18 protein-coding genes are annotated in these 22,032 nt (G+C 39.4%); 10 read left to right on the top strand and 8 right to left on the bottom strand.

The genetic code is table 11. The annotated features are described in order from the left end of the window. Nucleotides 1-21: 21 nt before the first annotated feature. The 4 genes from ABIB30_RS13495 (at nucleotide 22) to ABIB30_RS13480 (ending at nucleotide 4,883) form a co-directional block, all read left to right on the top strand. Nucleotides 22-714, top strand: a complete 693-nt coding sequence (locus tag ABIB30_RS13495; protein ID WP_354302823.1) for a DUF4290 domain-containing protein — start codon at nucleotides 22-24, stop codon at nucleotides 712-714. Between the two features lie 34 nt (nucleotides 715-748). Then, nucleotides 749-2,074, top strand: coding sequence for a UDP-N-acetylglucosamine 1-carboxyvinyltransferase (murA, locus tag ABIB30_RS13490; protein WP_354302820.1), 1,326 nt, complete (start codon nucleotides 749-751; stop codon nucleotides 2,072-2,074). A gap of 289 nt (nucleotides 2,075-2,363) precedes the next feature. Next, nucleotides 2,364-3,236, top strand: coding sequence for a ThuA domain-containing protein (locus ABIB30_RS13485; protein ID WP_354302818.1), 873 nt, complete (start codon nucleotides 2,364-2,366; stop codon nucleotides 3,234-3,236). Between the two features lie 111 nt (nucleotides 3,237-3,347). After that, a complete protein-coding gene (locus tag ABIB30_RS13480; protein WP_354302817.1) occupies nucleotides 3,348-4,883 on the top strand; it encodes a glycosyltransferase family 39 protein in 1,536 nt (511 codons plus the stop codon). A 65-nt stretch (nucleotides 4,884-4,948) separates the two neighbouring features. On the opposite strand, the gene ABIB30_RS13475 is transcribed toward ABIB30_RS13480, so the two are convergent. The 4 genes from ABIB30_RS13475 to ABIB30_RS13460 all read right to left on the bottom strand — a co-directional run bounded on the left by ABIB30_RS13475 (nucleotide 4,949) and on the right by ABIB30_RS13460 (nucleotide 9,449). Then, a complete protein-coding gene (locus tag ABIB30_RS13475) occupies nucleotides 4,949-6,310 on the bottom strand; it encodes a pyridoxal-phosphate dependent enzyme (RefSeq protein ID WP_354302815.1) in 1,362 nt (453 codons plus the stop codon). Nucleotides 6,311-6,468: 158 nt separating this feature from the next. Next, nucleotides 6,469-7,560 carry a DNA-processing protein DprA gene (gene dprA / locus ABIB30_RS13470; protein WP_354302813.1) on the bottom strand — a complete coding sequence of 364 codons (1,092 nt, stop codon included), beginning with the start codon at nucleotides 7,558-7,560 and terminating at the stop codon, nucleotides 6,469-6,471. A 51-nt stretch (nucleotides 7,561-7,611) separates the two neighbouring features. Next, a complete protein-coding gene (rsmG, locus tag ABIB30_RS13465; RefSeq protein WP_084359298.1) occupies nucleotides 7,612-8,244 on the bottom strand; it encodes a 16S rRNA (guanine(527)-N(7))-methyltransferase RsmG in 633 nt (210 codons plus the stop codon). Next, complete coding sequence (locus tag ABIB30_RS13460; RefSeq protein WP_354302811.1) at nucleotides 8,235-9,449, bottom strand: glycosyltransferase; 1,215 nt, start codon at nucleotides 9,447-9,449, stop codon at nucleotides 8,235-8,237. Before ABIB30_RS13460 ends, rsmG begins: the two co-directional genes overlap by 10 nt. Before the next feature lie 36 nt (nucleotides 9,450-9,485). Between ABIB30_RS13460 and tgt the strand changes: the two genes are divergently transcribed. The 5 genes from tgt (at nucleotide 9,486) to ABIB30_RS13435 (ending at nucleotide 15,851) form a co-directional block, all read left to right on the top strand. Next, on the top strand, nucleotides 9,486-10,616 hold the full coding sequence (gene tgt / locus ABIB30_RS13455) for a tRNA guanosine(34) transglycosylase Tgt (RefSeq protein ID WP_068402527.1): 1,131 nt from the start codon (nucleotides 9,486-9,488) through the stop codon (nucleotides 10,614-10,616). After that, on the top strand, nucleotides 10,617-11,720 hold the full coding sequence (locus ABIB30_RS13450) for an LptF/LptG family permease (RefSeq protein ID WP_068402529.1): 1,104 nt from the start codon (nucleotides 10,617-10,619) through the stop codon (nucleotides 11,718-11,720). Next, the gene (locus ABIB30_RS13445) at nucleotides 11,720-12,613 is read left to right on the top strand and encodes a DMT family transporter (RefSeq protein WP_354302808.1); all 894 of its coding nucleotides are present in this window, start codon (nucleotides 11,720-11,722) and stop codon (nucleotides 12,611-12,613) included. The genes ABIB30_RS13450 and ABIB30_RS13445 overlap by 1 nt, the downstream gene beginning before the upstream one ends. Before the next feature lie 135 nt (nucleotides 12,614-12,748). Continuing rightward, the gene (locus ABIB30_RS13440; RefSeq protein WP_354302806.1) at nucleotides 12,749-15,559 is read left to right on the top strand and encodes a TolB family protein; all 2,811 of its coding nucleotides are present in this window, start codon (nucleotides 12,749-12,751) and stop codon (nucleotides 15,557-15,559) included. 4 nt (nucleotides 15,560-15,563) lie between these two features. Continuing rightward, nucleotides 15,564-15,851: a LapA family protein gene (locus ABIB30_RS13435; RefSeq protein WP_354302804.1), complete on the top strand. Its 288-nt coding sequence runs from the start codon at nucleotides 15,564-15,566 to the stop codon at nucleotides 15,849-15,851. 6 nt (nucleotides 15,852-15,857) lie between these two features. On the opposite strand, the gene ABIB30_RS13430 is transcribed toward ABIB30_RS13435, so the two are convergent. Beyond that, nucleotides 15,858-16,817: an MBL fold metallo-hydrolase gene (locus ABIB30_RS13430; protein ID WP_354302802.1), complete on the bottom strand. Its 960-nt coding sequence runs from the start codon at nucleotides 16,815-16,817 to the stop codon at nucleotides 15,858-15,860. 37 nt (nucleotides 16,818-16,854) lie between these two features. On the opposite strand from ABIB30_RS13430, the gene ABIB30_RS13425 reads away from it, so the two are divergent. Then, the gene (locus ABIB30_RS13425) at nucleotides 16,855-19,488 is read left to right on the top strand and encodes an SEL1-like repeat protein (RefSeq protein ID WP_354302801.1); all 2,634 of its coding nucleotides are present in this window, start codon (nucleotides 16,855-16,857) and stop codon (nucleotides 19,486-19,488) included. Nucleotides 19,489-19,539: 51 nt separating this feature from the next. Here the strand turns inward: ABIB30_RS13425 and ABIB30_RS13420 are convergent, their stop codons facing one another. From ABIB30_RS13420 to ispE, 3 genes are read right to left on the bottom strand one after another with little or no spacing between them, the layout of a single operon-like run. Beyond that, on the bottom strand, nucleotides 19,540-20,706 hold the full coding sequence (locus ABIB30_RS13420) for a trans-sulfuration enzyme family protein (protein ID WP_354302799.1): 1,167 nt from the start codon (nucleotides 20,704-20,706) through the stop codon (nucleotides 19,540-19,542). Nucleotides 20,707-20,710: 4 nt separating this feature from the next. Beyond that, the gene (locus tag ABIB30_RS13415) at nucleotides 20,711-21,127 is read right to left on the bottom strand and encodes an OsmC family protein (RefSeq protein ID WP_183867482.1); all 417 of its coding nucleotides are present in this window, start codon (nucleotides 21,125-21,127) and stop codon (nucleotides 20,711-20,713) included. 6 nt (nucleotides 21,128-21,133) lie between these two features. Next, nucleotides 21,134-21,937 carry a 4-(cytidine 5'-diphospho)-2-C-methyl-D-erythritol kinase gene (gene ispE / locus ABIB30_RS13410; RefSeq protein WP_354302796.1) on the bottom strand — a complete coding sequence of 268 codons (804 nt, stop codon included), beginning with the start codon at nucleotides 21,935-21,937 and terminating at the stop codon, nucleotides 21,134-21,136. Nucleotides 21,938-22,032 lie beyond the last annotated feature (95 nt).

Raw genomic sequence — 22,032 nt, 5'->3', positions numbered from 1 at the left:
ATACCACAAGAAATAAATAGAATGAATTTCGATTACAATACCACAAGAAACGAGTTAATTCTTGCAGAATACGGACGTAATGTACAGAACATGGTGAAGTACATTTGCGAATTGCCGGATCTGGAAGAGCGCAATAAATATGCTCAGGCAGTAATAGATCTGATGGGTTTCTTAAACCCTCATCTAAGGGATGTTGCCGATTTCAAGCATAAATTATGGGATCATTTACACATTATCTCCGGTTATAAAATCGACGTAGATAGTCCCTATCCAAAACCAACTCCTGAAATGGCATTGGTTAAACCTTCGCATATCGGTTATCCGCAGCAAAGGATCAAATACAAGCATTACGGAAAAACTGTTGAGGTGATGATCGAAAGAGCCATCGCAGTAGAAGAACCCGAACGCAGAGCAGCATTGGTACAAGGCATTGCTAACTTTATGAAAATGGCTTATGTAACCTGGAATAAAGACAGTGTTGCTGATGAGACTATTTTAAAGAACCTTAGCGAATTGTCAGGTGGTCTGTTGCAACTGGAAGAAAACATTAACCTGAACAAGGTGGAATTCAGACCTCCGGTAAACAGAGCCTCTACAAATACCAACCGTGGACGCAACAATAACAACAACAATAATAAGGGAAGGCAAAACAATAATAATAACAACAATAACCGCCCGCGCAGCAGCAATCCCAATCCAAAACAAAGACATTAAACGAGCAGATTTAAATAATATAGGTTAATAGCACATGAACGCATTTGAAATTATAGGTGGGAAGAAGTTAAAAGGTGAAATCCATCCGCAGGGGGCCAAAAATGAGGCGCTGCAGATTATATCTGCCGTTTTACTAACAGAAGAGAAAATCACTGTAAGTAATATCCCTGACATCAAAGATGTAAATAAACTGATTGAACTTCTGGGTGACCTGGGCGTTGAAGTAAACCGTTTATCAAAAGACACTTACACATTTGAAGCCAAAAACATCGATCTTGAATTCTTTAAATCAGCTACTTTTAAGTCTAAAGGTGGAAGTTTAAGGGGTTCAATCATGATTGTAGGTCCGCTTCTTGCGCGTTTCGGACAAGCCGCCATCCCTAAACCAGGTGGTGATAAAATTGGACGCAGAAGATTGGATACTCACTTTCTTGGCTTCGAAAAATTAGGAGCTAAGTTTGTATATGACGCTAAAGAATCTTTCTTTAATGTAGATGCGACTAACCTTAAAGGTGCTTATATCCTGTTGGATGAAGCTTCTGTAACTGGTACAGCAAACATAGTAATGGCTGCAGTGCTGGCAAAAGGAATTACAACGATTTATAACGCTGCCTGTGAGCCTTACTTACAGCAGTTGTGTAAAATGCTTAACCGCATGGGTGCCAGAATAACCGGAATTGGTTCTAACCTGCTGACTATCGAAGGGGTGACTAAATTAGGTGGTACTGAACATAGAATGCTACCTGATATGATTGAAATTGGTTCTTTCATCGGCCTTGCTGCCATGACAGAATCAGAAATCACGATCAAAAATGTATGTTATGATGAATTGGGTGTTATACCTGATGTATTCAGAAAATTAGGAATCAATTTTGAACGCAGAGGCGATGATATTTACATTCCTTCTCAAAAACACTATATCATTGATACTTTCATTGATGGATCTATCCTGACTATTGCAGATTCACCATGGCCAGGCTTCACTCCCGACCTGTTGAGTATTGTATTAGTGATTGCAACTCAGGCAAAAGGTTCAATCCTGATTCACCAGAAAATGTTCGAAAGCCGTTTATTCTTCGTGGATAAACTGATTGAAATGGGTGCACAGATTATTTTATGTGATCCACACAGAGCTACTGTAAACGGAATCAACAAACAATATAAATTAAGAGGTATCAGCATGACTTCTCCTGACATCAGAGCTGGAGTTTCATTGCTAATTGCAGCATTGTCTGCTGAAGGTACTTCAACGATCTATAATATCGAACAAATTGAGCGTGGTTACCAGGACATTGACACACGTTTACGTGCTTTAGGTGCGCAGATTAAACGTGTTGATGCAAATTCTCCATCACACTAATTTAATTCCAGAATTATAATAAAAAGCCAGGATCAGATCCTGGCTTTTTTTGTTTCAATTCCCCGTTGATGCAACTAATCCACATACAAAGAAATAATTATTATCATAACATAAAAAAATATCATCTGAATTTAAATAAGTGATAATATTATTATATATTAGACATAGTGTTTCTTTTACAATATCAAGAGCAATACTTTAGAAAGAAGATCTTAAACCTCTCCTCCTTTTTTAAACAGCCAGCTACGATAGGGTCTTTTTGTAATTTCGTCATTAACCTAAACCAAATATGAACAACAAAAATTCACTACTAACTTGTCTGGTATTGCTGTTTTGCAGCTTTTCAGGCTGCAAAAAAAGCGATGCCGGTACTACTGGTATCGCTAATCAGAACGAGGCGAATTCAAAACAGCAAACAGCATTACCAGCTAAAGCCGCTAAAAGCTTTAATGTAATTGCCTTCTACAATGGCACATGGGATGCAGCCCATATTAACTTTGTGAAAGAAGCAAACATCTGGTTTCCAAAAACAGCTGCTCAAAATAATTTCACTTATACTTCTACAAATGACTGGAGTAAACTGAATGCAGCCAATCTTGCTAAATACCAGGTTATCCTTTTCTTAGACGACCATCCACCTAAAGCTCAGGAAGCAGCATTCAAACAATACATGGATAACGGCGGTGCATGGATGGGCTTTCATGTTTGCGCATTCAATACAAATTCGGCTGAGTGGGACTGGTATTACAACAAGTTCTTAGGTGTGGGCAGCTTTAAAAGCAATACCTGGGGCCCAACTACTGCAATATTGAAATGTGAAGATCAAACCCACCCTTCTACACAACGTCTGCCACAAAAATTTACCTCTGCAGTAAGTGAATGGTACAGCTGGACAAAAGATTTACGTCAAAACACTGATATCAAAATCTTGTGTTCAATTGATAACAGCAGTTTCCCATTAGGTACTGATCCAAACCAAAGCTGGTATAGCGGTTATTATCCGGTGATCTGGACCAATAAAAATTACAAAATGATCTATGCCAATTTTGGTCACAATGCAATGGATTACGCGGCTAACGTAGGGAAGTCTTCTACCTTTGGCAGTGAAACTCAGAACAAATTTATCATTGACGGGCTGTTATGGCTTGGAGGTGCAAAATAAAGCAGGTAAAATAACAAGAAGAATCCCTGTCTGAATAATCAGGCAGGGATTTTTTATTTTTTTTGTAACTTCATCAATATCTGATTGTCCAATTACAAAAGTCCAGACTTAATGCGTCCCAACTCTCAGCCACAAACTACGAACCTGCTCATTTTCTTATTTGCCCTGATTAGCCTTTCCCTTCATTTAACTGGCTTAAACAACTATGGGATACACCGGGATGAATTTCTGCACATCGCCCTTGGCAATCACCCTGCCTGCGGCTATATGGAAGTTCCACCTTTTATAGCATGGGTAGCCAGGTTCTCCATCACCTTTTTCGGTGACAGTGCTTTCGCTATCAGAATAATCCCCGCAATTTTTGCAGCCTTAACAATACTTACGGCAGGCTTCATCGTTAAAGAAATTGGGGGTAAGCATTTGGCAGTTACCCTATGCGGCCTGGCCCTATGTTTATCACCTGCATTTCTGGCCACTGGCTATCTGTTACAGCCCGTAGTATTTGATCAATTCTGGTGGGTGTTTACTTACTTTTTACTGATTAAGTATAGTTACACCCGGCAAAACAAATATTTACTGTTCCTGGGGCCTGTAATCGGCCTTGGTTTATTAACTAAATATGCAATCCTGTTTGTAGTTATCGCGATTATAGGAGGATTATTACTCAGCACACAGCGAAAAGTATTACTCAAAAAGCAGCTTTATATAGCTGCATTAATTGCATCCCTGATTTTTCTCCCGAATATCATCTGGCAATATCTGCATCACTGGCCTGTACTCACGCATATGAAGGAGCTTACAGAAACTCAGTTGGTACACAATACAATAGAAGGATTTATTAAAGCACAGTTAATCTCTAATGGAACTGCAGTATTGTTATGGATACCAGGTCTGCTTTTGCTCTTTTTCCATAAAAACCTGGCGCAACTCAGATGGGTAGGATTCAGTTATCTTCTGCTTTTAGCTTTACTCCTGTATTTTAAAGGAAAACCTTATTATGCTTTTGGTATCTATCCGGTCTTGTTTGCGCTCAGTGCCTACGCTATAGAACAAACGACCCAACGCCTCAGTACTTCACTAAAATATGTAATTGCCTTTATTGTGCTTTTACCGAACGCAGCTTTCATGCCTATGTTCATCCCTATTTTACCCATAGACCGGGCCATTATATATTTCAAATCCCTGCACATGGATGATTTCCTGTACTGGGAAGATGGAAAAAAACACCAAACCACGCAAGATTACGCAGATATGATTGGTTGGGAAGAAATGACTGCCATTACAGCGAAAGCCTATGCTAAAATCCCGGAGAAGCAACGCAAGTCCACTACAATTTTCGTAGAAAACTATGGAGAAGCCGGTGCAATAGACCATTTGGGCAAAAAATACCAGCTTCCTGCTGTAGTATCTTTAAGCAGCAGTTTTACTCTTTGGGCCCCAGAGCGTATTCCTTATCAATATATTGTTTATGTAGATGATAAAGGAGCAGTAGAAAAAAATAAACCAGCCTATGTTAAAGCTGAACTTATCGGAACAGTTACCAACAAATTATCCAGAGAACACGACACAAAAATATGGCTGCTTATGGGGCCTAGGATCGACATCAACCCGGTTTATCAGTCTGCATTGAAAGCAAAAAGACAATAATAGTATACAAAAATAGCTTGCCGGATATCCCGGCAAGCTATGCTATAAAACTTTAATATGATAACTTATGCAGAGATTGCATTGATAATATCATACTGCGTAATAATTTCAAAATCGCCGTTCTCATCTTCAACCAGTACCGCACTGTTCTCTTTATTAATTAATGAAGAAATCTTATCAATTGAAGTATTCATATCTACAAACGGGAAAGTAGCAGACATAATTTCCTTTACAGGAGCAGATTTCAATGACGGGTTTTCTAACAATGCTTTCAGGATATCACCTTCAGCTAATTTACCAACAACCATTCCCTGCTGTGTAACCGGAATCTGAGAAATATTCAGCATGTTCATCGTATTGATAGCTTCCACGATTGTTTTTTCACAATCAATAGTTACAATCTCAGACTGCTCTTTCTTAGCCAGAATAGATTTGGCAGTTAACTTTTCATCGGTAAGGAAACCACGTTCTCTTAACCAGTCTTCATTATACATTTTACCCATATAACGGCTACCATGATCATGAAAAATCACGACGACAACGTCTTCAGGTTTCAGCTTATCTTTTAACTGTAATAATCCCGCAATTGCAGAACCAGCAGAGTTACCTACAAATATCCCCTCTTTACGCGCAATATCACGGGTCATCAATGCCGCATCTTTATCTGTTACTTTTTCAAAAAGATCAATGATATCAAAGTTCACATTCTTAGGAAGAAAATCTTCTCCGATTCCTTCAGTGATATAAGGATAGATTTCATTCTTATCTAAAATACCGGTCTCTTTGTATTTTTTGAAAACTGATCCATAAGTATCAATTCCCCATACTTTAATATCAGGATTTTGTTCTTTCAAGTATTTCCCTGTACCGGATATAGTACCGCCAGTACCTACACCTACTACAAGGTGTGTGATCTTACCTTCAGTCTGTGCCCAGATTTCCGGACCGGTCTGCTCATAATGCGCTTCAGTGTTAGCCAGGTTATCATATTGATTTGGCTTCCATGAATTCGGCACTTCACGCTCTAAACGGGAGGAAACTGAATAATAAGAACGTGGATCTTCTGGCTCTACGTTAGTAGGACAAACGATTACTTCTGCACCAAAAGCGCGTAAAGCATCCACTTTTTCCTTAGATTGTTTATCTGTAGTTGTGAAAATACATTTATATCCTTTGATAATGGCAGCCATAGCAAGGCCCATCCCGGTATTGCCGGAAGTCCCTTCAATGATTGTTCCACCAGGTTTAAGCTTACCGCTTTTTTCTGCGTCTTCTATCATTTTTAAAGCCATACGGTCTTTAATAGAGTTACCCGGATTGGTGGTTTCCACCTTAGCCAGTACAGTCGCCTGAATTTCTTTCGTAACGTTATTCAATCGCACCAATGGTGTATTGCCAATAGTTTCTAATATATTATTATACCACATGTTACAAAAGTACGACTTGATTCCTAGAATTTTATTTCTATTAAATATTCATAATCATATTTTGAATATTTTGATTTAATAAAATTATATTCTGAATTGACTTCAAGAACACGGCCTTCACCTAGCTATTATATGGCAAAACAGGCTCCAACTAGTCGTTAAATCAGCTGATAAATCTTTCCCGGAAGAGAAATCAGAACACCTTTCATCTCTAAATTCAGCAAATGCAATGCAAGCTTACCTTGCTGGATATCAGCTTTTAGCCCAAGATCATCTATGCTATGCGGAGCGGTTTTAAGAAGGTTAATCAGCACATGCTCTATACCAGAAAGCCCGGAAGGTAGATTCTCCTTTCTGACAGGGCTTACCGTATCTGCAGCCTCCCAGCCCATATAATAAACCAGATCTCTGGCCTCGTTAATCATTCCTGCCCGGTTCGTTTTAATCAGAAAATTGCAGCCCTGACTATATTCATCTGTAGTACGGCCAGGAAAAGCATAGACTTCCCTGTGATAAGAATTCGCAATTCCGGCAGTAATTAATGCCCCGCCTTTAATTGCAGCCTCTACCACCACCACAACATCGGCTAGCCCTGCTACAATCCTGTTTCGCTTCGGAAAGTTTCCTTTTTCAGCAGCAGTATTTAAAGGATACTCTGACAGCAGTCCACCCTGCTGCAGCATGGCTTTTGCAACTTGATGATGGGTAGCAGGATAAATACGATCCAGCCCATGTCCTAATACGCCCACAGTCGGGATACCATACGCTAAACTTTGCTGGTGTGCAGTCACATCTATTCCATAAGCCAGTCCGCTCACGACCAGCACATCATAATGCTGTAATAAAGCCACCAACTGCTGACAAAGCATTTTCCCATAAGGCGTGGCATTTCTGGAGCCTACAACACTGACTATTCTCGGATGATTCAAATTGACCGTCCCTTTATAATATAAAAGTACCGGAGCATCAGTACATTCCTTCAGTCGCTGAGGATAGTCTTCATCAGTGTAAAAAAGAACTTTAATCTGGTGTTGCTGCAGTAAATCCAATTGCTCCGCAGCCAGTTTAAGCGCATTGGTCTGAAGAATAGCAGTGATTTTCGAAATACTTAAGCCTTCTACCCCGGCTAATTGTACCTTGCTGGCAGCAAAGATAGCTTCAGGAGTACCGAAATGGGACAGCAAGTGTTTAGCGGTTACTGCCCCCACATTCTTAATGAGGGTCAGCGCGATTTGATAGATTAAACTCATGGGCTAAATTAATACTTAGCCCACTGATACTGGTAATTTATTATCCCTTAATTAACAAGGGATATAAACAACGAACTTAGTTTCGAAGAAATCTTCTTCAAAATAAGCAGCTAAAGGATATAACTCCGCTTTTAATCTGGACTCTTTAATTTCCTCTTCCAATTCTCCACCTTTTAAATACAAAATACCATTGGCGATAGCATTTTTAGAATTTTTATTGAATTTGTCTTTGATCCATGGATAAAAATCTATCAAACGGGTAACCGCTCTGGAAACCACGAAATCGTATTTATCATCCACTTGCTCTGCTCTTAAATGAGATGCTTTCACATTCTTCAAGCCCAATGCAGCAGCAACTTCAGTTACAACCTTAATTTTTTTACCGATAGAATCTACCAGGTGAAACTCTGTTTCAGGAAATAATATAGCTAAAGGAATACCAGGAAAACCACCACCAGTACCTACGTCAAGGACTTTCTCCCCCGGTTTGAAGGTACAGAATTTAGCAATTCCCAAAGAATGCAGGATATGGCGTTCATATAATTCTTCAATATCCTTCCTGGAGATCACATTGATCTGCGCATTCCAGAAACTATATAAATCAAACAACTGGTCAAACTTGCTGATCTGATCTGCACTGAGATCTTTAAAATACTTTTGTATGAGGGTTGAACTTATTTCCACTTTACTTTTTTAACAAATATAGACAGAATGCCATTAAACACTAAGAAAATGAACAGTAGAATATCCAAAATAGGAAACCACCATCTCAAATCAGGGTAATTCAAGCGTTTGAGCAAACGGGGATAAATAAAACTTCTAATGATCAGGCTCAATGCAAAAACACCGCCGGCCAGGTAATTAGCAGGTTTAAAAAACAGTAATGCAACGAACAGGGCGTAGAACAAAAATTGAAATATGATCTGTACCGATAAAATAAATTTATGTTTAGCCTTGTAAAATTTACCTGCACCAAAATGTCTTTTCTTTTGTCTCAGGTAAGCTGAGAAGCTGGTATTCGGCGCAGACCACACCTGTGTACTCCGGTTCATACGAATTTCTGTATTGTGACGGGTGGCATGTGCATTCACGAACAAATCGTCATCCCCAGATGGGATATGCATATGTGCTGCAAAACCTTTATTCTTAAAAAAGAGAGACTTTTTATAGGCCATATTCCTGCCCACGCCCATATAAGGCATACCTTGAATGGCGAATGCAAGATAGTTAACAGCAGTAAAGAAGGTTTCAAAACGGATCAGGCTATTCAATAAGCCACGTCTGCGGATATAAGGGGAATAACCCAGTACAATTGCAGTCTCCTCATTTTCGGGCTGCTGCATTCCTGACAACCAGTTTTCTGAAGCAGGCACGCAATCTGCATCGGTAAAGACCAGCCACTCATGGGAAGCTGCCTTAATTCCCATAGTCACTGCGAATTTTTTACCGGCAATGAACTTTTCTCCTTCGGCAACCGTTACTACTTTCAGATGTTTATATTGTGCAACGAAGCCTTTCAATACTTCGCGGGTTTGATCCCAGGAACGGTCGTTCACGACAATAACTTCAAAATCCGGGTAGTTCTGTTGTAAAACTGCAGGTAAGTACTGGGTCAGATTTTCTGCCTCATTACGTGCGCAAATAATTACACTCAATGGCTTAGAAGCCTGTGCTGGCAGCTCTTCTACTTTAATAAGGGCCAGTTTTAAATGTATAAATAAACTAAAATACAGCTGAACGGCAAAACAAAAAACGAGGGCACCCAGCAGGCAACTCTCTAGTAAGGTTAATTCCACAATGGTTTTTTTGACAAGCGTCAAATTTCTGATTTTTAATCTGTAATGCAGCCATATATTGATAAAAAAATCGAGAACCGGGTGTTTTTTCATACTTTTGCCGAGATTTTTTGAAGCGTACACACATTTATGAAATTTACCTTACAGGCAAACGACCCTCAGTCAAAAGCAAGAGCAGGAACAGTTACTACTGCTCATGGAGACATCCAAACACCGATTTTTATGCCCGTGGGCACCGCAGGAACGGTAAAAGCCGTGCATCAGCGCGAGCTTAAAAATGATATTGATGCACAGATTATTCTAGGAAATACTTATCATTTATACTTGCGGCCAGGACTTGACGTGCTGGAAGGTGCGGGTGGACTGCATAAATTTATAGGCTGGGACCGCCCTATTTTAACAGATAGCGGAGGCTACCAGGTTTATTCTTTAAGTAAAGTAAACAAAATCAAAGAAGAAGGAGTTACTTTCCGTTCTCATATTGATGGTTCAAAACACCTTTTCACTCCAGAATATGCAATGGATATTCAACGGACCATCGGCGCCGATATTATTATGGCATTTGATGAATGTACGCCTTATCCGTGTGATTATAAATACGCAGCGAATTCTATCAACATGACGCACCGCTGGTTAAAACGTTGCTGCGCACGTTTTGATACCACTGAACCTAAATATGGTTTCGATCAGACCCTGTTCCCTATTGTTCAAGGATCTGTTTATAAAGATCTGAGAAAGAAATCTGCAGAATTTATTGCCTCAATGGGCCGTGAAGGAAATGCGATAGGTGGTCTTTCGGTAGGAGAACCGGCAGAAGAAATGTATGGCATGACCGAAGTAGTCTGCGACATTTTACCTGCTGATAAACCTCGTTATTTAATGGGTGTGGGTACTCCGATCAATATTTTAGAAAATATAGCGTTAGGAGTAGATATGTTCGACTGTGTAATGCCGACCAGAAATGCAAGAAACGGAATGCTTTTCACCAGGAACGGGATCATTAACATTGGCAACAAAAAATGGGCTGATGACTTTTCTCCTATTGATGCAGAAAGTGATTTATACGCTGACCAGGTTTATTCAAAAGCATACCTGAGACACTTAATGCACTCTAAAGAGATGTTGGGCGCACAGATTGCGACTTTGCATAATCTTCACTTCTATCTTTGGTTAGTTAAAGAAGCCAGAGAAAAGATCATCAGCGGCGAGTTTTACGCCTGGAAGAACAAAATGGTGACTATATTAGGGAATAAATTATAAATGAATATCCTCAAGGGCAGATTTAAAATTATTGACCGTTATATTATTGGGAAATACCTGGGTACATTCATTTATACCCTGAGTATTTTCGTGGTCATTATTGTAATTTTTGATTTATCAGAAAAGATGGACGACTTTTTAAGAAGTAAGTTGTCTGCCTGGCAGGTTCTTTCTCAATATTATGCGGGCTCGATTCCGTTTTACGTGAATATGCTCTCACCGCTGATCAACTTTATTGCAGTAATTTTCTTTACCGCAAAGATGGCCGATCAGACTGAGATTGTCCCGATTTTAAGTGGAGGAGTAAGTTTCAATCGCTTCTTACAGCCCTATTTCATCTCCGCATTTATCATATTTGCAGCCAATCTCGGCTCCAATTTATATGTGCTCCCCTATACCAACCAGCTTAAAAACACGTTCGAAAACACTTATGTAAAAAAGAACGACCCCACAAGCAAACTCCAGATTCACATGAAACTGGATGACAATACTTACATCTACATGGAAAGTTTTGAGAATAAAACCAAAACGGGTTACCGCTTTATGCTGGACAATTTTAAGGGAGATGTACTGACCAAAAAGGTTATTGCAGATCAGATTAAATGGGATTCCTTAAAACGCAGTTGGAAATTAACCAATTATTCGATCAGAACGATCAACGGACTGAAAGAAAATATGTTTAAAAGCATTGATAAACCTAAAGATACGATTCTTGATATGCGTCCGGATGATTTCTCTGCTTATGACAATATTTATGAAATTTTAACAAACAAGGAGCTTTCCGATAAGATCAAGAAAGAAAAAACCAGAGGTACAGGTATAGAAAATGATTTACTTTTCGAGCAGTATAAACGCTGGTTACAACCCTTATCTGCCTTTGTATTAACACTGATTGGTGTCGCTCTATCTTCCCGGAAGGTAAGAGGCGGGGTTGGTCTTCCTTTAGGAATAGGGATTATTCTGAGTTTCCTGTATATCGTTATGAACCAGTTTGCGAAGATGTTTTCGCTGAAAGGCGGAATTCCTCCCCTGCTGGCTGTCCTGATTCCCACTATTTTCTTTGGATTACTGGGCCTTTACCTGTTAAAAAAAGCACCTAAATAATGAAACCGCTCTCCCCTTCAGCAATCAACAGAAATCTGCTGATCCTTCACGCTACTGTTTTTATCTGGGGATTCACCGGAATTCTGGGTGCGCTGATTTCGGTTGGTTCGGTCGAAATGGTCTGGTACAGAGTTTTAATTGCCAGCATTACTTTACTGATTTATTTTAAAGCTACCAAATTCAGTATCAGGGTAACCAAAAAAGAGTTCCTTCAATTTTTCTTTACGGGCAGTATTGTAGCCCTTCACTGGATTCTTTTCTTTCAGGCCATCAAGGTGTCCACAGTATCAGTAACATTAGTGTGCCTGTCCTCCTTCACCTTATTTACTGCCATCCTTGAACCCATCATCAAAAGGACTGCAGTTCAAATCAGCGATATCTTTATTGGAATAGTGATCATTTTTGGGATTTATCTGATCTTTCATTTCGAATCCAATTATACAGCCGGTATTATTTTTGGTCTTTCGGCCGCAGTAGCTTCAAGTTTATTCTCCATTATCAATTCTAATTTCGCACAAAAGAGCGATGCCAAACTGATTAGCTTTTATGAGCTTTCCGGTGCTTTTTTCTGGATTACTATTTACCGTTTATTTGACCATAGCCTGCTGCAGGAGAGTTTCAATCTGAGTGCATCCGATTGGATTTACCTGATGATATTAGGAACGGTCTGTACGGCACTTGCTTATATTGCAGGAGTCTCTGTAATGCGTACACTTTCCGCTTTCCGGGTTGCACTTATCAGTAATCTTGAACCTGTTTACGGGATCATTTTAGCCTTTCTTTTCTTTGGACACAAAGAGACGATGTCGGCTGGATTTTATATGGGTTCTGCCTTGATTTTAGGTGCCGTATTCTTATACCCTATCTACAAGAAACGTCAGAGCAAAAGCTAATTACCCTCCCGGATTACCAGCGCCTCCATTAAATTTAGCTGATAAATTTGTTTATAAATTGTGAGGAATAACTGTATCTTGAGCACAAGGAAAAAGGACCACTCTAAAACACAATTCTTTTAGTACAACAACATAATGCACTATAAAACAAAGAATAATAAATTTATAATCACCGCCTTCATACTACTAATTTCAATAGCTAACACAGATAAAGCCACCGCCCAGATTTTTGGCGGATTACAGAACCCTTTAGGTGTAAACTGGAGACAAATTAATACCTCAGGCTTCCAAATCATTTATCCTGTAGAAATGGAATCCGAAGCACAGCGGATGGCGAATAATATCCGTTATATTTTTCCCAAGGTAGGCCGCAGTCTGAACGTCAGGAAAACTACGATTCCGATTGTGTTTCAAAACCAGGGCGTGATTGCAAATGGCTTCGTCCAGCTTGGCCCCAAAAAGTCAGAATTCAACACCACCCCACCTCAACAATTTGATAGTCAGGACTGGTTGAATAACCTGGCCGTTCACGAACTGCGCCACGCAGCCCAGTTCGATAAGCTGACCAATGGCCGGCCTTACCCATTTCCAGAACAAGTATACTTTGCATGGATGGGTATAAGTATCCCTTTATGGTTCTTTGAAGGAGATGCGGTATCCAATGAAACGTCCCTTACCAACGTGGGACGCGGACGCCAGCCCAACTGGATCATGCCATACCGGACTGCACTGCTCCAGGGAAAAAACCTTTCTTACAGTAAAGCTAATTTCGGTTCTCAAAAAGATGTGACCCCAGGCTATTATCAGATCGGCTATCTGATGGCTTCTCAAATCAGACAAGCTGCGGGTAAATTTGTTTTCGACAGCGTATTAACTGATATTAAAGATCGTCCGGTACGCATTTATCCATTTGCTAAAAGTCTTAAAAAATTTAGTAGCAAAAACGGTAAAGGGTGGTACGAATATACCTCAGCAAAAGTCAAAGCAGATTGGGAAAAACAAGCCCTGCTTAGCCCTGCTAAAGATTATCCGGTATTGAATCAGGAGGCAAAATTTGCAACAGACTATTCCCTTCCGGTGAAAATGCCAGACGGAAAAATCCTGACATTGAAGCAAAGTAAAGCCATGGCAGCAGCTTTGGTACTGATTGATCAGGATAAAAAAGAGCATAGGATACAAGGAATTGGTCAGCAAGAACAGCCCTGGTTCAGTTATGCGAATAATTTGATCGTGTGGGACGAAGTCAGGCTCGATCCTAGATTTCAACAAAGGAGTTACAGCGTGATCTGCACCTATAACCTGCAGACTAAAAAACTGAATAAGTTAAGTTCCAAATCAAGGATCTTCTCTCCAACCCTTTCTGCGGATGGGTCTAAGATCGTTGCCGTACAAATTGACCTGAGCAATAAAGTACAATTAATCGTGATGGATGCAGCTAATGGTAAAGTCCTCCAGACGTACGCGAATCCTGAAAACCTGTTAATACAAACGCCGTCTTTCAACAATGACGGTACAGTAATCACTTATATCAGTGTCAAAGAGGCAGGTAAAGCACTCTGGACAGTGGATGCTGATGGTAAAACTACTAAACTAATCAGTGAAACCCCACAGCAGCTAAGCAGGCCCGTATTCATCGGTGCAGACATCGCTTTTAATGCCCATTACAATGGAATCAACAACATTTACAGCATAGACGTCAATTCCAAAAAAATAAGCGCGCTGAGTGCTTCAAAATATGGCGCTTTCAATCCTTCGGTTATTAAAGGGACAGACAGTATCTTATTTAATAACTACAACCTGTTTGGTTACGAGATTGCACAAACAAAAATTGAAGCGCAGCCCGCAGGTAAAGATAATTTCGTTTTCTTTGGTGCCGCTGCCGAAAAACAGGAAAACACAGGCAATGTATTTGATAACATTCCTGACAGCAGCTTTACTTCTATCCCTTACCACAAGCTGGGGCATCTGATTAATGTGCACAGCTTAATTCCAGTAGTCGAAGATGAATATAAAGGAGGCTTACAGTTCAACTCAAATAATCTGCTGAATACTTTTGATGCTTATGCAGGGGTAAATTATCAGCGCGATCTTGGCCGCTTTGAATATAACGCCGGTGCAAGTTTTAAAAGTTTGTATCCCATTTTCAACCTGACCTACAGTAACCGCCCACGCAGAACTTTTTATGCTACAGGCGCAGGCACAAAACAGGGAGACTGGAGAGAGAATTATGTAAAACTACAGGCAGTTGTTCCAATCAACCTGAGTGCACAAAATCACAATTACAATTTTTCGGTGAATGCCGGAACGAGTTATACGCAAAGGTATGATACGCAAAATCTACCTGCCAATTTTGTCACAGCTATCCGTTTCCCCTTAGAAACAGGTTTCACATTTACGCATACCACCAGAACTGCCGAAAGGGATATTGCCCCAAAATGGGCTCAGATTGTAAGGTTCTCTTATTATAGCCAGCCTTTCGATAAACAGTTAAGCGGTGATTTATTTGCAGTAGCAGGCTTTCTTTATTTCCCCGGTCTGGCTAAAAACCATTCTTTCCTGGCCAACTTTAATTACCAGGAAGCTACTGGTATCCGGACTTACAATAACGATATCAATACCGTTTATGGTTACAACAATATCATGGCGAAAAGCAGGCTTAAAAACACTTTACTTTTCAATTATCGTTTCCCGCTTTTTTATCCTGATGCAGAACTCGGCCCACTGGCTTATATCAGAAATGTAAGAGGCGGTGTGTTCTGTCACTATGAGAATCTGGGTACAGACAGCAATCTGTCACAGCCTAAAACTTATGGATTTGAATTACATGGCAATATGAATCTGCTGCGTTATCAGCCAAATGTTGATTTAGGTACAAGATTTGTGTTTGTGAACAAGGAATATCATCATAACCCTATCTTTGAATTAATTGTTAACTATACTTTCTAAGCTCATGCGTACTAAAACCATCCTGATCATCATTCTCACTGTATTAATCACCATTTTTCTGATGATGAATACAGACGCAGTACAATTCGACTTTATATTTGTTAAAAAGGACATTTCTAAATTACTGGTTGTAGGGATATGCACATTTGCTGGTTTCCTGCTGGGTTATTGGGCGGGCCGTCCAAGAACTGTCATCAGTACTTACGATAGAAATGAAGACGAAATTCTTCCCGTTAATTCACCTCCTGTAAAAGGTGCTTTGAGTGACGAAGACAGAGATTATATCAGTTAACCCTTTTTACAATTCAAATACGTCGTTATACCTTGCAATATGGAATCCGCTTTTAAGGACAGTTTTAGTCTGTCCGCTATCCGGATTCAATAAAGGATTAGTATGGTTCAAATGAATAAAATAGATTTTATCTTTTTCCTGTGACGTCAGATTTTTGAAGAGCTCCATACTTTCCACGACTAAAGGATGCGGAATTTCAGTAATAGGTCTGTTATTCATTTCAGTAGCATCGTAAAATGTAGCGTCAATAAATGCATAATCTACCTTCTTGATTTCATCCACAATGTTTTTGTCCCATTTTGACCATTTGTCAATATCCGGGATAAATAGTGCTTTTTTGTTTGGCCCTTCAATCTGATAACCTACCGTTTCAGAAAACTCATCCCGGTGCGGGACTTTAAAAGCTGTTACTTTAATATTGGAAGACAGCGTGTTTATCTGTCCGTTCTGAATAGGTTTGATGCTGATGTTATTTAAAGTAACTAATTGACTCCATGGCCCGTTATGTTCCAAAAACAACTTCATTTTTGGCATGGCATAAACAGGTACTTTTTTAGAGTTCAGTGCTTCCCTGCCCAGATACATTAAACCAGTATAATGACCAATATGTGCATGCGTAATAAAAATACCGTCAGGGACTTCCTTTGTATTGAATTCTGAGGCTTTTTTAAGTGCTTTCAGCTGAAAAGTAAAATCTGGAGTAGCATCAAATAACCAGTTTAATTTATTTTCCGGATCAATGACCCCCAAGGAGGAAACCATACGGGTTGGATCTGGATTAATAAACAAATCTTTACAACATGCCTTCGTACAACCGATATGTGGTGATCCTCCGTCCTGCACATTACCCAGTACAATAATAGACGGAGTAACAATTTTTAATTTAGCTTGCGGATGGATGATAGACTGTCCTTTTGCCTGGATAAAAATCAATGAAAGTAATACGATAGCAGCTGATATTTTCATAGTTTCGCCAAAGTAGATAAAAATAATTATTTAACCTATGTCCCACAGAGTATACTTGTATAACACCAGTGAGCCGGATGCTTATACTGATCAAAGCATAGAAATGATGGAATGGGGATATGAACTTTCTATTCTGCTTCACCCCTTATTAATCAGTGACGGTAGTATCATTGCGGACGGTAGTTTTGATGTCCATCTTAGTCTTAATCCAGAGGAACCAGAAGATAGTCCCGTTCTTTTCTACCACGCTGCGGCAGGTATAGAAAATTTCAAAAGATTCTACAATTTCATCGAAAAGTATCAGAATGAATTAATTACTCATATTGAAGCTTTTCAACTCGCTAAAGAAAATCTTTTTAATTATCTGGATGGCCTAGACCAGCCTTACTTCCTGCTCAATGCCTCTGATGTATTTAACATGAGCGAGGAAACACATGGCGATCAGGCACAGGAATGGCTGGAAAACATCAGGTACAACAATGCAATTCTTACCAATGCAATGGATACTGATGATGTCTCGCAGTTAAAACTTTCTTTGTTCTCCAAGTTCACCGGCCAGGGTTTCACTGATTTCAAAGCACTGTTAAATTACGAAGGATTTGATTATGGATGGGCAATGATTGATCATCCTGAACCCGAAGATGCAAAGATTTTCGAAGAAAACGGACTGAAGGGATTAAAGGATGGAGATGGAAAAATCTTACTTGTTCCGGTTTATGAGCACATTTATGATTTTAGCTATGATGATATTGCTGTGGTTTCCACAGGCGGTCAGTCTGGCTATGTGAACAAAAGTGGTCAGGAGATTATTAAGCCACAGTTTGACGATGCCTTTGATTTTGAAGGAGATTATGCAGCTGTAGTCAAAGCAGAGCAGTATGGCTTAATTGATAAAAAAGGATTGGTCGTTGTTGATTTTCAATATCAGGATCTGACAGATATACTTTCTGACGGCAGATATTTCACTGCCAGGTTAAATGATAAATGGGGAATAATTGATATAAAAAACACAATCCTTATTCCTTTTGAACATGAAGAATCTATAACCTCAGATGATTACGGATCTACCTTTACAACTCCCGTTCCAGATAAAGAGACAAAATTAATCTTTACTAACCGTTTTGTATTGCTAGCTGAAGGTGACCCTCATTTTGTGAACAGCTTCAATATCCCTGAGGAATCCTATCTCTATGAACTTATCAAAAGCGAAAACATAACAGAGAATTCATTATACAATGATCAGGCGCAACTGCTGATCAGCGGTTATGACAAGATAAAAGAGAACCTGTACACTATTTTCATCCTTAGAAAGCAGAAAAAACAAGGATTAATAAATTACAAAGGTGAGCTGCTGCTTGATTTCGTATATGATAAAATTGAAAAACTTGACCTGGTTTTAAACGAACCGATTCAGCTTTTATATCCGGCAATACCTGATGAAGCGAAGGATGAATATTGCACATTTCTCAAAATCAAGGAAGGTAAGAAATATGGGATTTATCTTTCAGTGGGTAATTTTAATCAGCAAATCACTGAAATCTGCTACGACCAGATCAATGTCTTAAATCAGACTACCCTTGCCGTTCAGCAAAATCGTTTATGGGGTGTAATCAATCCATTCGGAAAATCTCACTCACCTGTTATTTATGATTTTATCATCAGCAGCAATGATCACGAAGACTCTTGTTATGCTTATAAAGACCATGAAGTTTATTTGATTAATCAAGATACGATCACTGATGCCGACCCGCAAATATTGCAGGAATATATTGATTCGAATAGTGAATATGGCTATTACTATTTCAATGAAGAACAGGCCACGCAACTTCAAGCCTTCATCAATAAAGATCTTCCTCCGGGAGATTCTCTTTATAACCAGGCAAAAGCATTGCTTGCAACAGCAAAAAAAGCAGATGTAGCAAAAGCTGTCAGATTTTTTCAAGAGGCCGTAGCACTGAATCATGCCTATTCTATGAATGATCTCGCTCTTATTTATGAAGATGCGGATGACCTCTATCCGGAATATAAAAATGAAGAAGCATCCTTTCAATTATTTTTGAGCTCAGCAAAAGCAGGTTCTGTTGTCGGAATGTACAACACGGGTATTTGTTATTCGGCTGGTATGGGAATTCCGCCTGATGAGTTGCAAATGTGCTATTGGTATACACAGGCATTTGAAGCAGGTTATCAGCCAGCAGCTTTTAAACTCGGAACCTATTATTATGACGTTATGCCAAGAACCCATGAAAATTACGAACTGGCTTTAAAGTATTATTTGATAGCAGAAAGAGAAGGTGAAAACGTAAATGTCGAATTAGGCTGGTTATATAACCACCTTGGCGATACTGTTAAGGCACTGTCTTATTTAGTAAAGGCAGCTGCCGATAATGAAAGTTATGCCCATTGGCAACTCGGTACCTATGCACAGGATGGAATAGAAATGAAAGTTAATATTCCACTAGCCATTGACCGTTATAAAAAAGCAGCAGAATTAGGTTATGAAGAGGCTAACCTGAATTTATTCGAAGTTTACACCGATGTACCTGGTTTTGAAAATAAGGTTTTAGCAGAAGAGTATAGCAGAAAATTAAAAGCCTCAGGATTTGAGATCCCGGTATCGAAACAAACCCTGCTGGATAAGTTCATCAATATATTCAAAGGTAAGAAGTAACAGGTTAAAAGTGGTTATCCTCCAAACGAGGATAACCATTTCCATATTATTTTAGCTCAATGCCTGCTCAATATCAGCAATAATATCATTGATATGTTCCAGCCCGATAGAAAGGCGGACAGTTCCCTGCTCAATACCCACCTGCAATCTTTCCTCTTCAGTCAGTTTTGCATGCGTACTGGTTGCCGGATGTGTAGCAATAGAACGCGTATCGCCAAGATTCGCTGAAATAGAAAACATTTTCAGTTTATCCATAAAGCTACCTGCTGCTGTTACACCGCCATTAATCGTTAATGTTACAATACCACCACCAAGCTTCATTTGCTTTTTAGCAATATCATATTGCGGGTGTGATGGTAAAAATGGATATCTGACCTGTTTAACCTTAGGATGCACTTCTAAAAACTCAGCGACTTTTAAAGCACTTTCACAGTGTCTGTCCATACGAACAGCCAGTGTTTCTAGACTTTTAGAGAGTATCCATGCGTTAAATGGCGACATTGCCGGCCCGCTATGTCTTGCGAAACCTTCAATTTGCCTGATCAATTTATCAGAACCTAAAATCACACCACCTAAAGTACGTCCCTGGCCATCGATAAACTTCGTAGCAGAGTGTATAGAAATATCAGCACCATATTTTAGCGGCTGCTGTAAATAAGGAGTCGCAAAACAGTTATCAACGACCAGTAATATATCATGTTTTTTAGCCAGCTGACCAATCCACTCCAAGTCAATAATATCAATTCCAGGGTTAGAAGGGGTTTCAACAAAAATCACTTTAGTATTTGGCTGAATACCATTTTCCCACTGTTCTTTTTTATCCAGATCAGCATAAGTATAAGAAATATTCCATTTAGGAAAAATTCCATTCAACAACTGGTGAGAAGAACCGAAAACAGAACGGCTTGATAGAATATGATCTCCTGCACTCAGAAACGTAGCAAAAGTGGTAAAAATAGCGGCCATACCTGTCGCAGTTACCCAGCCCGTTTCAGCACCTTCCAGTGCTGCCATCTTTTCAATCAGCTCTGAAGTATTAGGATTTGCGTAACGACTATAAACATTTCCTTCTTTTTCATTTGCAAACAATGCCCGCATCTCTTCGGAATCATCAAACTTATAACTCGAAGTTAAGTAAAGGGGTACTGAATGTTCTTTATACTGGCTGCGCTCAGTTTGCAAACGGATGGCCAGGGTTTCAAAATTATCTTCTTGCATGATATTAATTATGGATAGTGTATGAAAAGTTGATGGTCGCTGAACGGCCTAAAATATTTGAAACTGAACAGTATTTGTCAAAAGTCAGCGCTAAAGCTCTTTCTACCTTTTGTTCATTCAGATTTCCGTAAAGACTAAAATGGATATCAATCACCTCAAAAATCGGAGGGACTTCCTCATCCTTACGCGTCGCGTTTATTTTGATTTTAATATCATTTAGTGGCTCTTTCTGTTTGGTCAGTACATTCACCACATCAATCCCGCTGCATCCGCCTAAGCCAACCAGTAACATTTCCATAGGCCGGAAACCTTTGCCTTCCCCACCTATCTTAGGATTTGCATCCAGTTCGACTGTTTTTCCTCCCGAGTTTTCGGCTTCAAAATTGAATAAACCGCTCTTGCGTATTAAGTTGATTTCCATTGCTAGCTAAATATTATAAAACACTTTATTATCTTTTTCCAGTTGCGGTAATGTTACTGCCTCCTCAAATATCGCAAATACACTTGAACCACTGCCACTCATTAATGCAAATGTAGCACCGGCGTGATAAAGCTGCTCTTTTATTTGAGAAATTTCAGGGTATTTGGAGAAAACAGAAAACTCAAAATCATTTTTCAGGGATTTTTTCCATTCAATGACAGGAAGTTGAATCAATTCTTTTAAGCCTGTTTCCGGAAAAGCAGGTTGTAATGTACCGAATGCTGCTGCTGTAGAAACATGTACCGGAGGTTTAACCAAAACCATGAAGTATCCGGACAAATCTATGTTTAAAGGTGAAAACAGATCTCCTTTACCTGCTGCAAATACAGGTTCAGCTTTGATAAAGAAAGGACAATCTGCACCGAGTTCCCCAGCATAATCTTCCATCACCTGAGTTGTCAATCCAAGTTTAAACTTTTCATTCAACAACTTAATCAAAAATGCAGCATCAGCTGATCCCCCTCCCAAACCGGCACCTACAGGAATATTCTTTAATAAGGTAATCTGCTGGGCTGGTATGTCAAAATCTCTCAGAATCAGGTTAAATGCTTTCAAACAGATATTATCTGTCATTTCACCAGGAATGTCAATTCCTCTGATCTGACAGGAGGTCTCCGCAGCATCAGTGATTTCTAATACATCATATAGCTTTACCGGATAAAAAACTGTCTCCAGATTATGATATCCGTCAGCTCTTTTCTCAATAACATTTAAGCCGAGATTTATTTTGGCATTGGCAAATGCGAGCATTGGCGTCTTTTTAAAGGTATGGATCGCAAACTTACAAAAGGACGGAATATTCTGCCCTATTATATTCGCCTATTTTTTACATTATTTGTTTTAGT

Source organism: Pedobacter sp. UYP1, from assembly GCF_040547305.1.
GTDB lineage: Bacteria > Bacteroidota > Bacteroidia > Sphingobacteriales > Sphingobacteriaceae > Pedobacter.
This window is presented reverse-complemented; position numbering and strand designations above follow the sequence as displayed.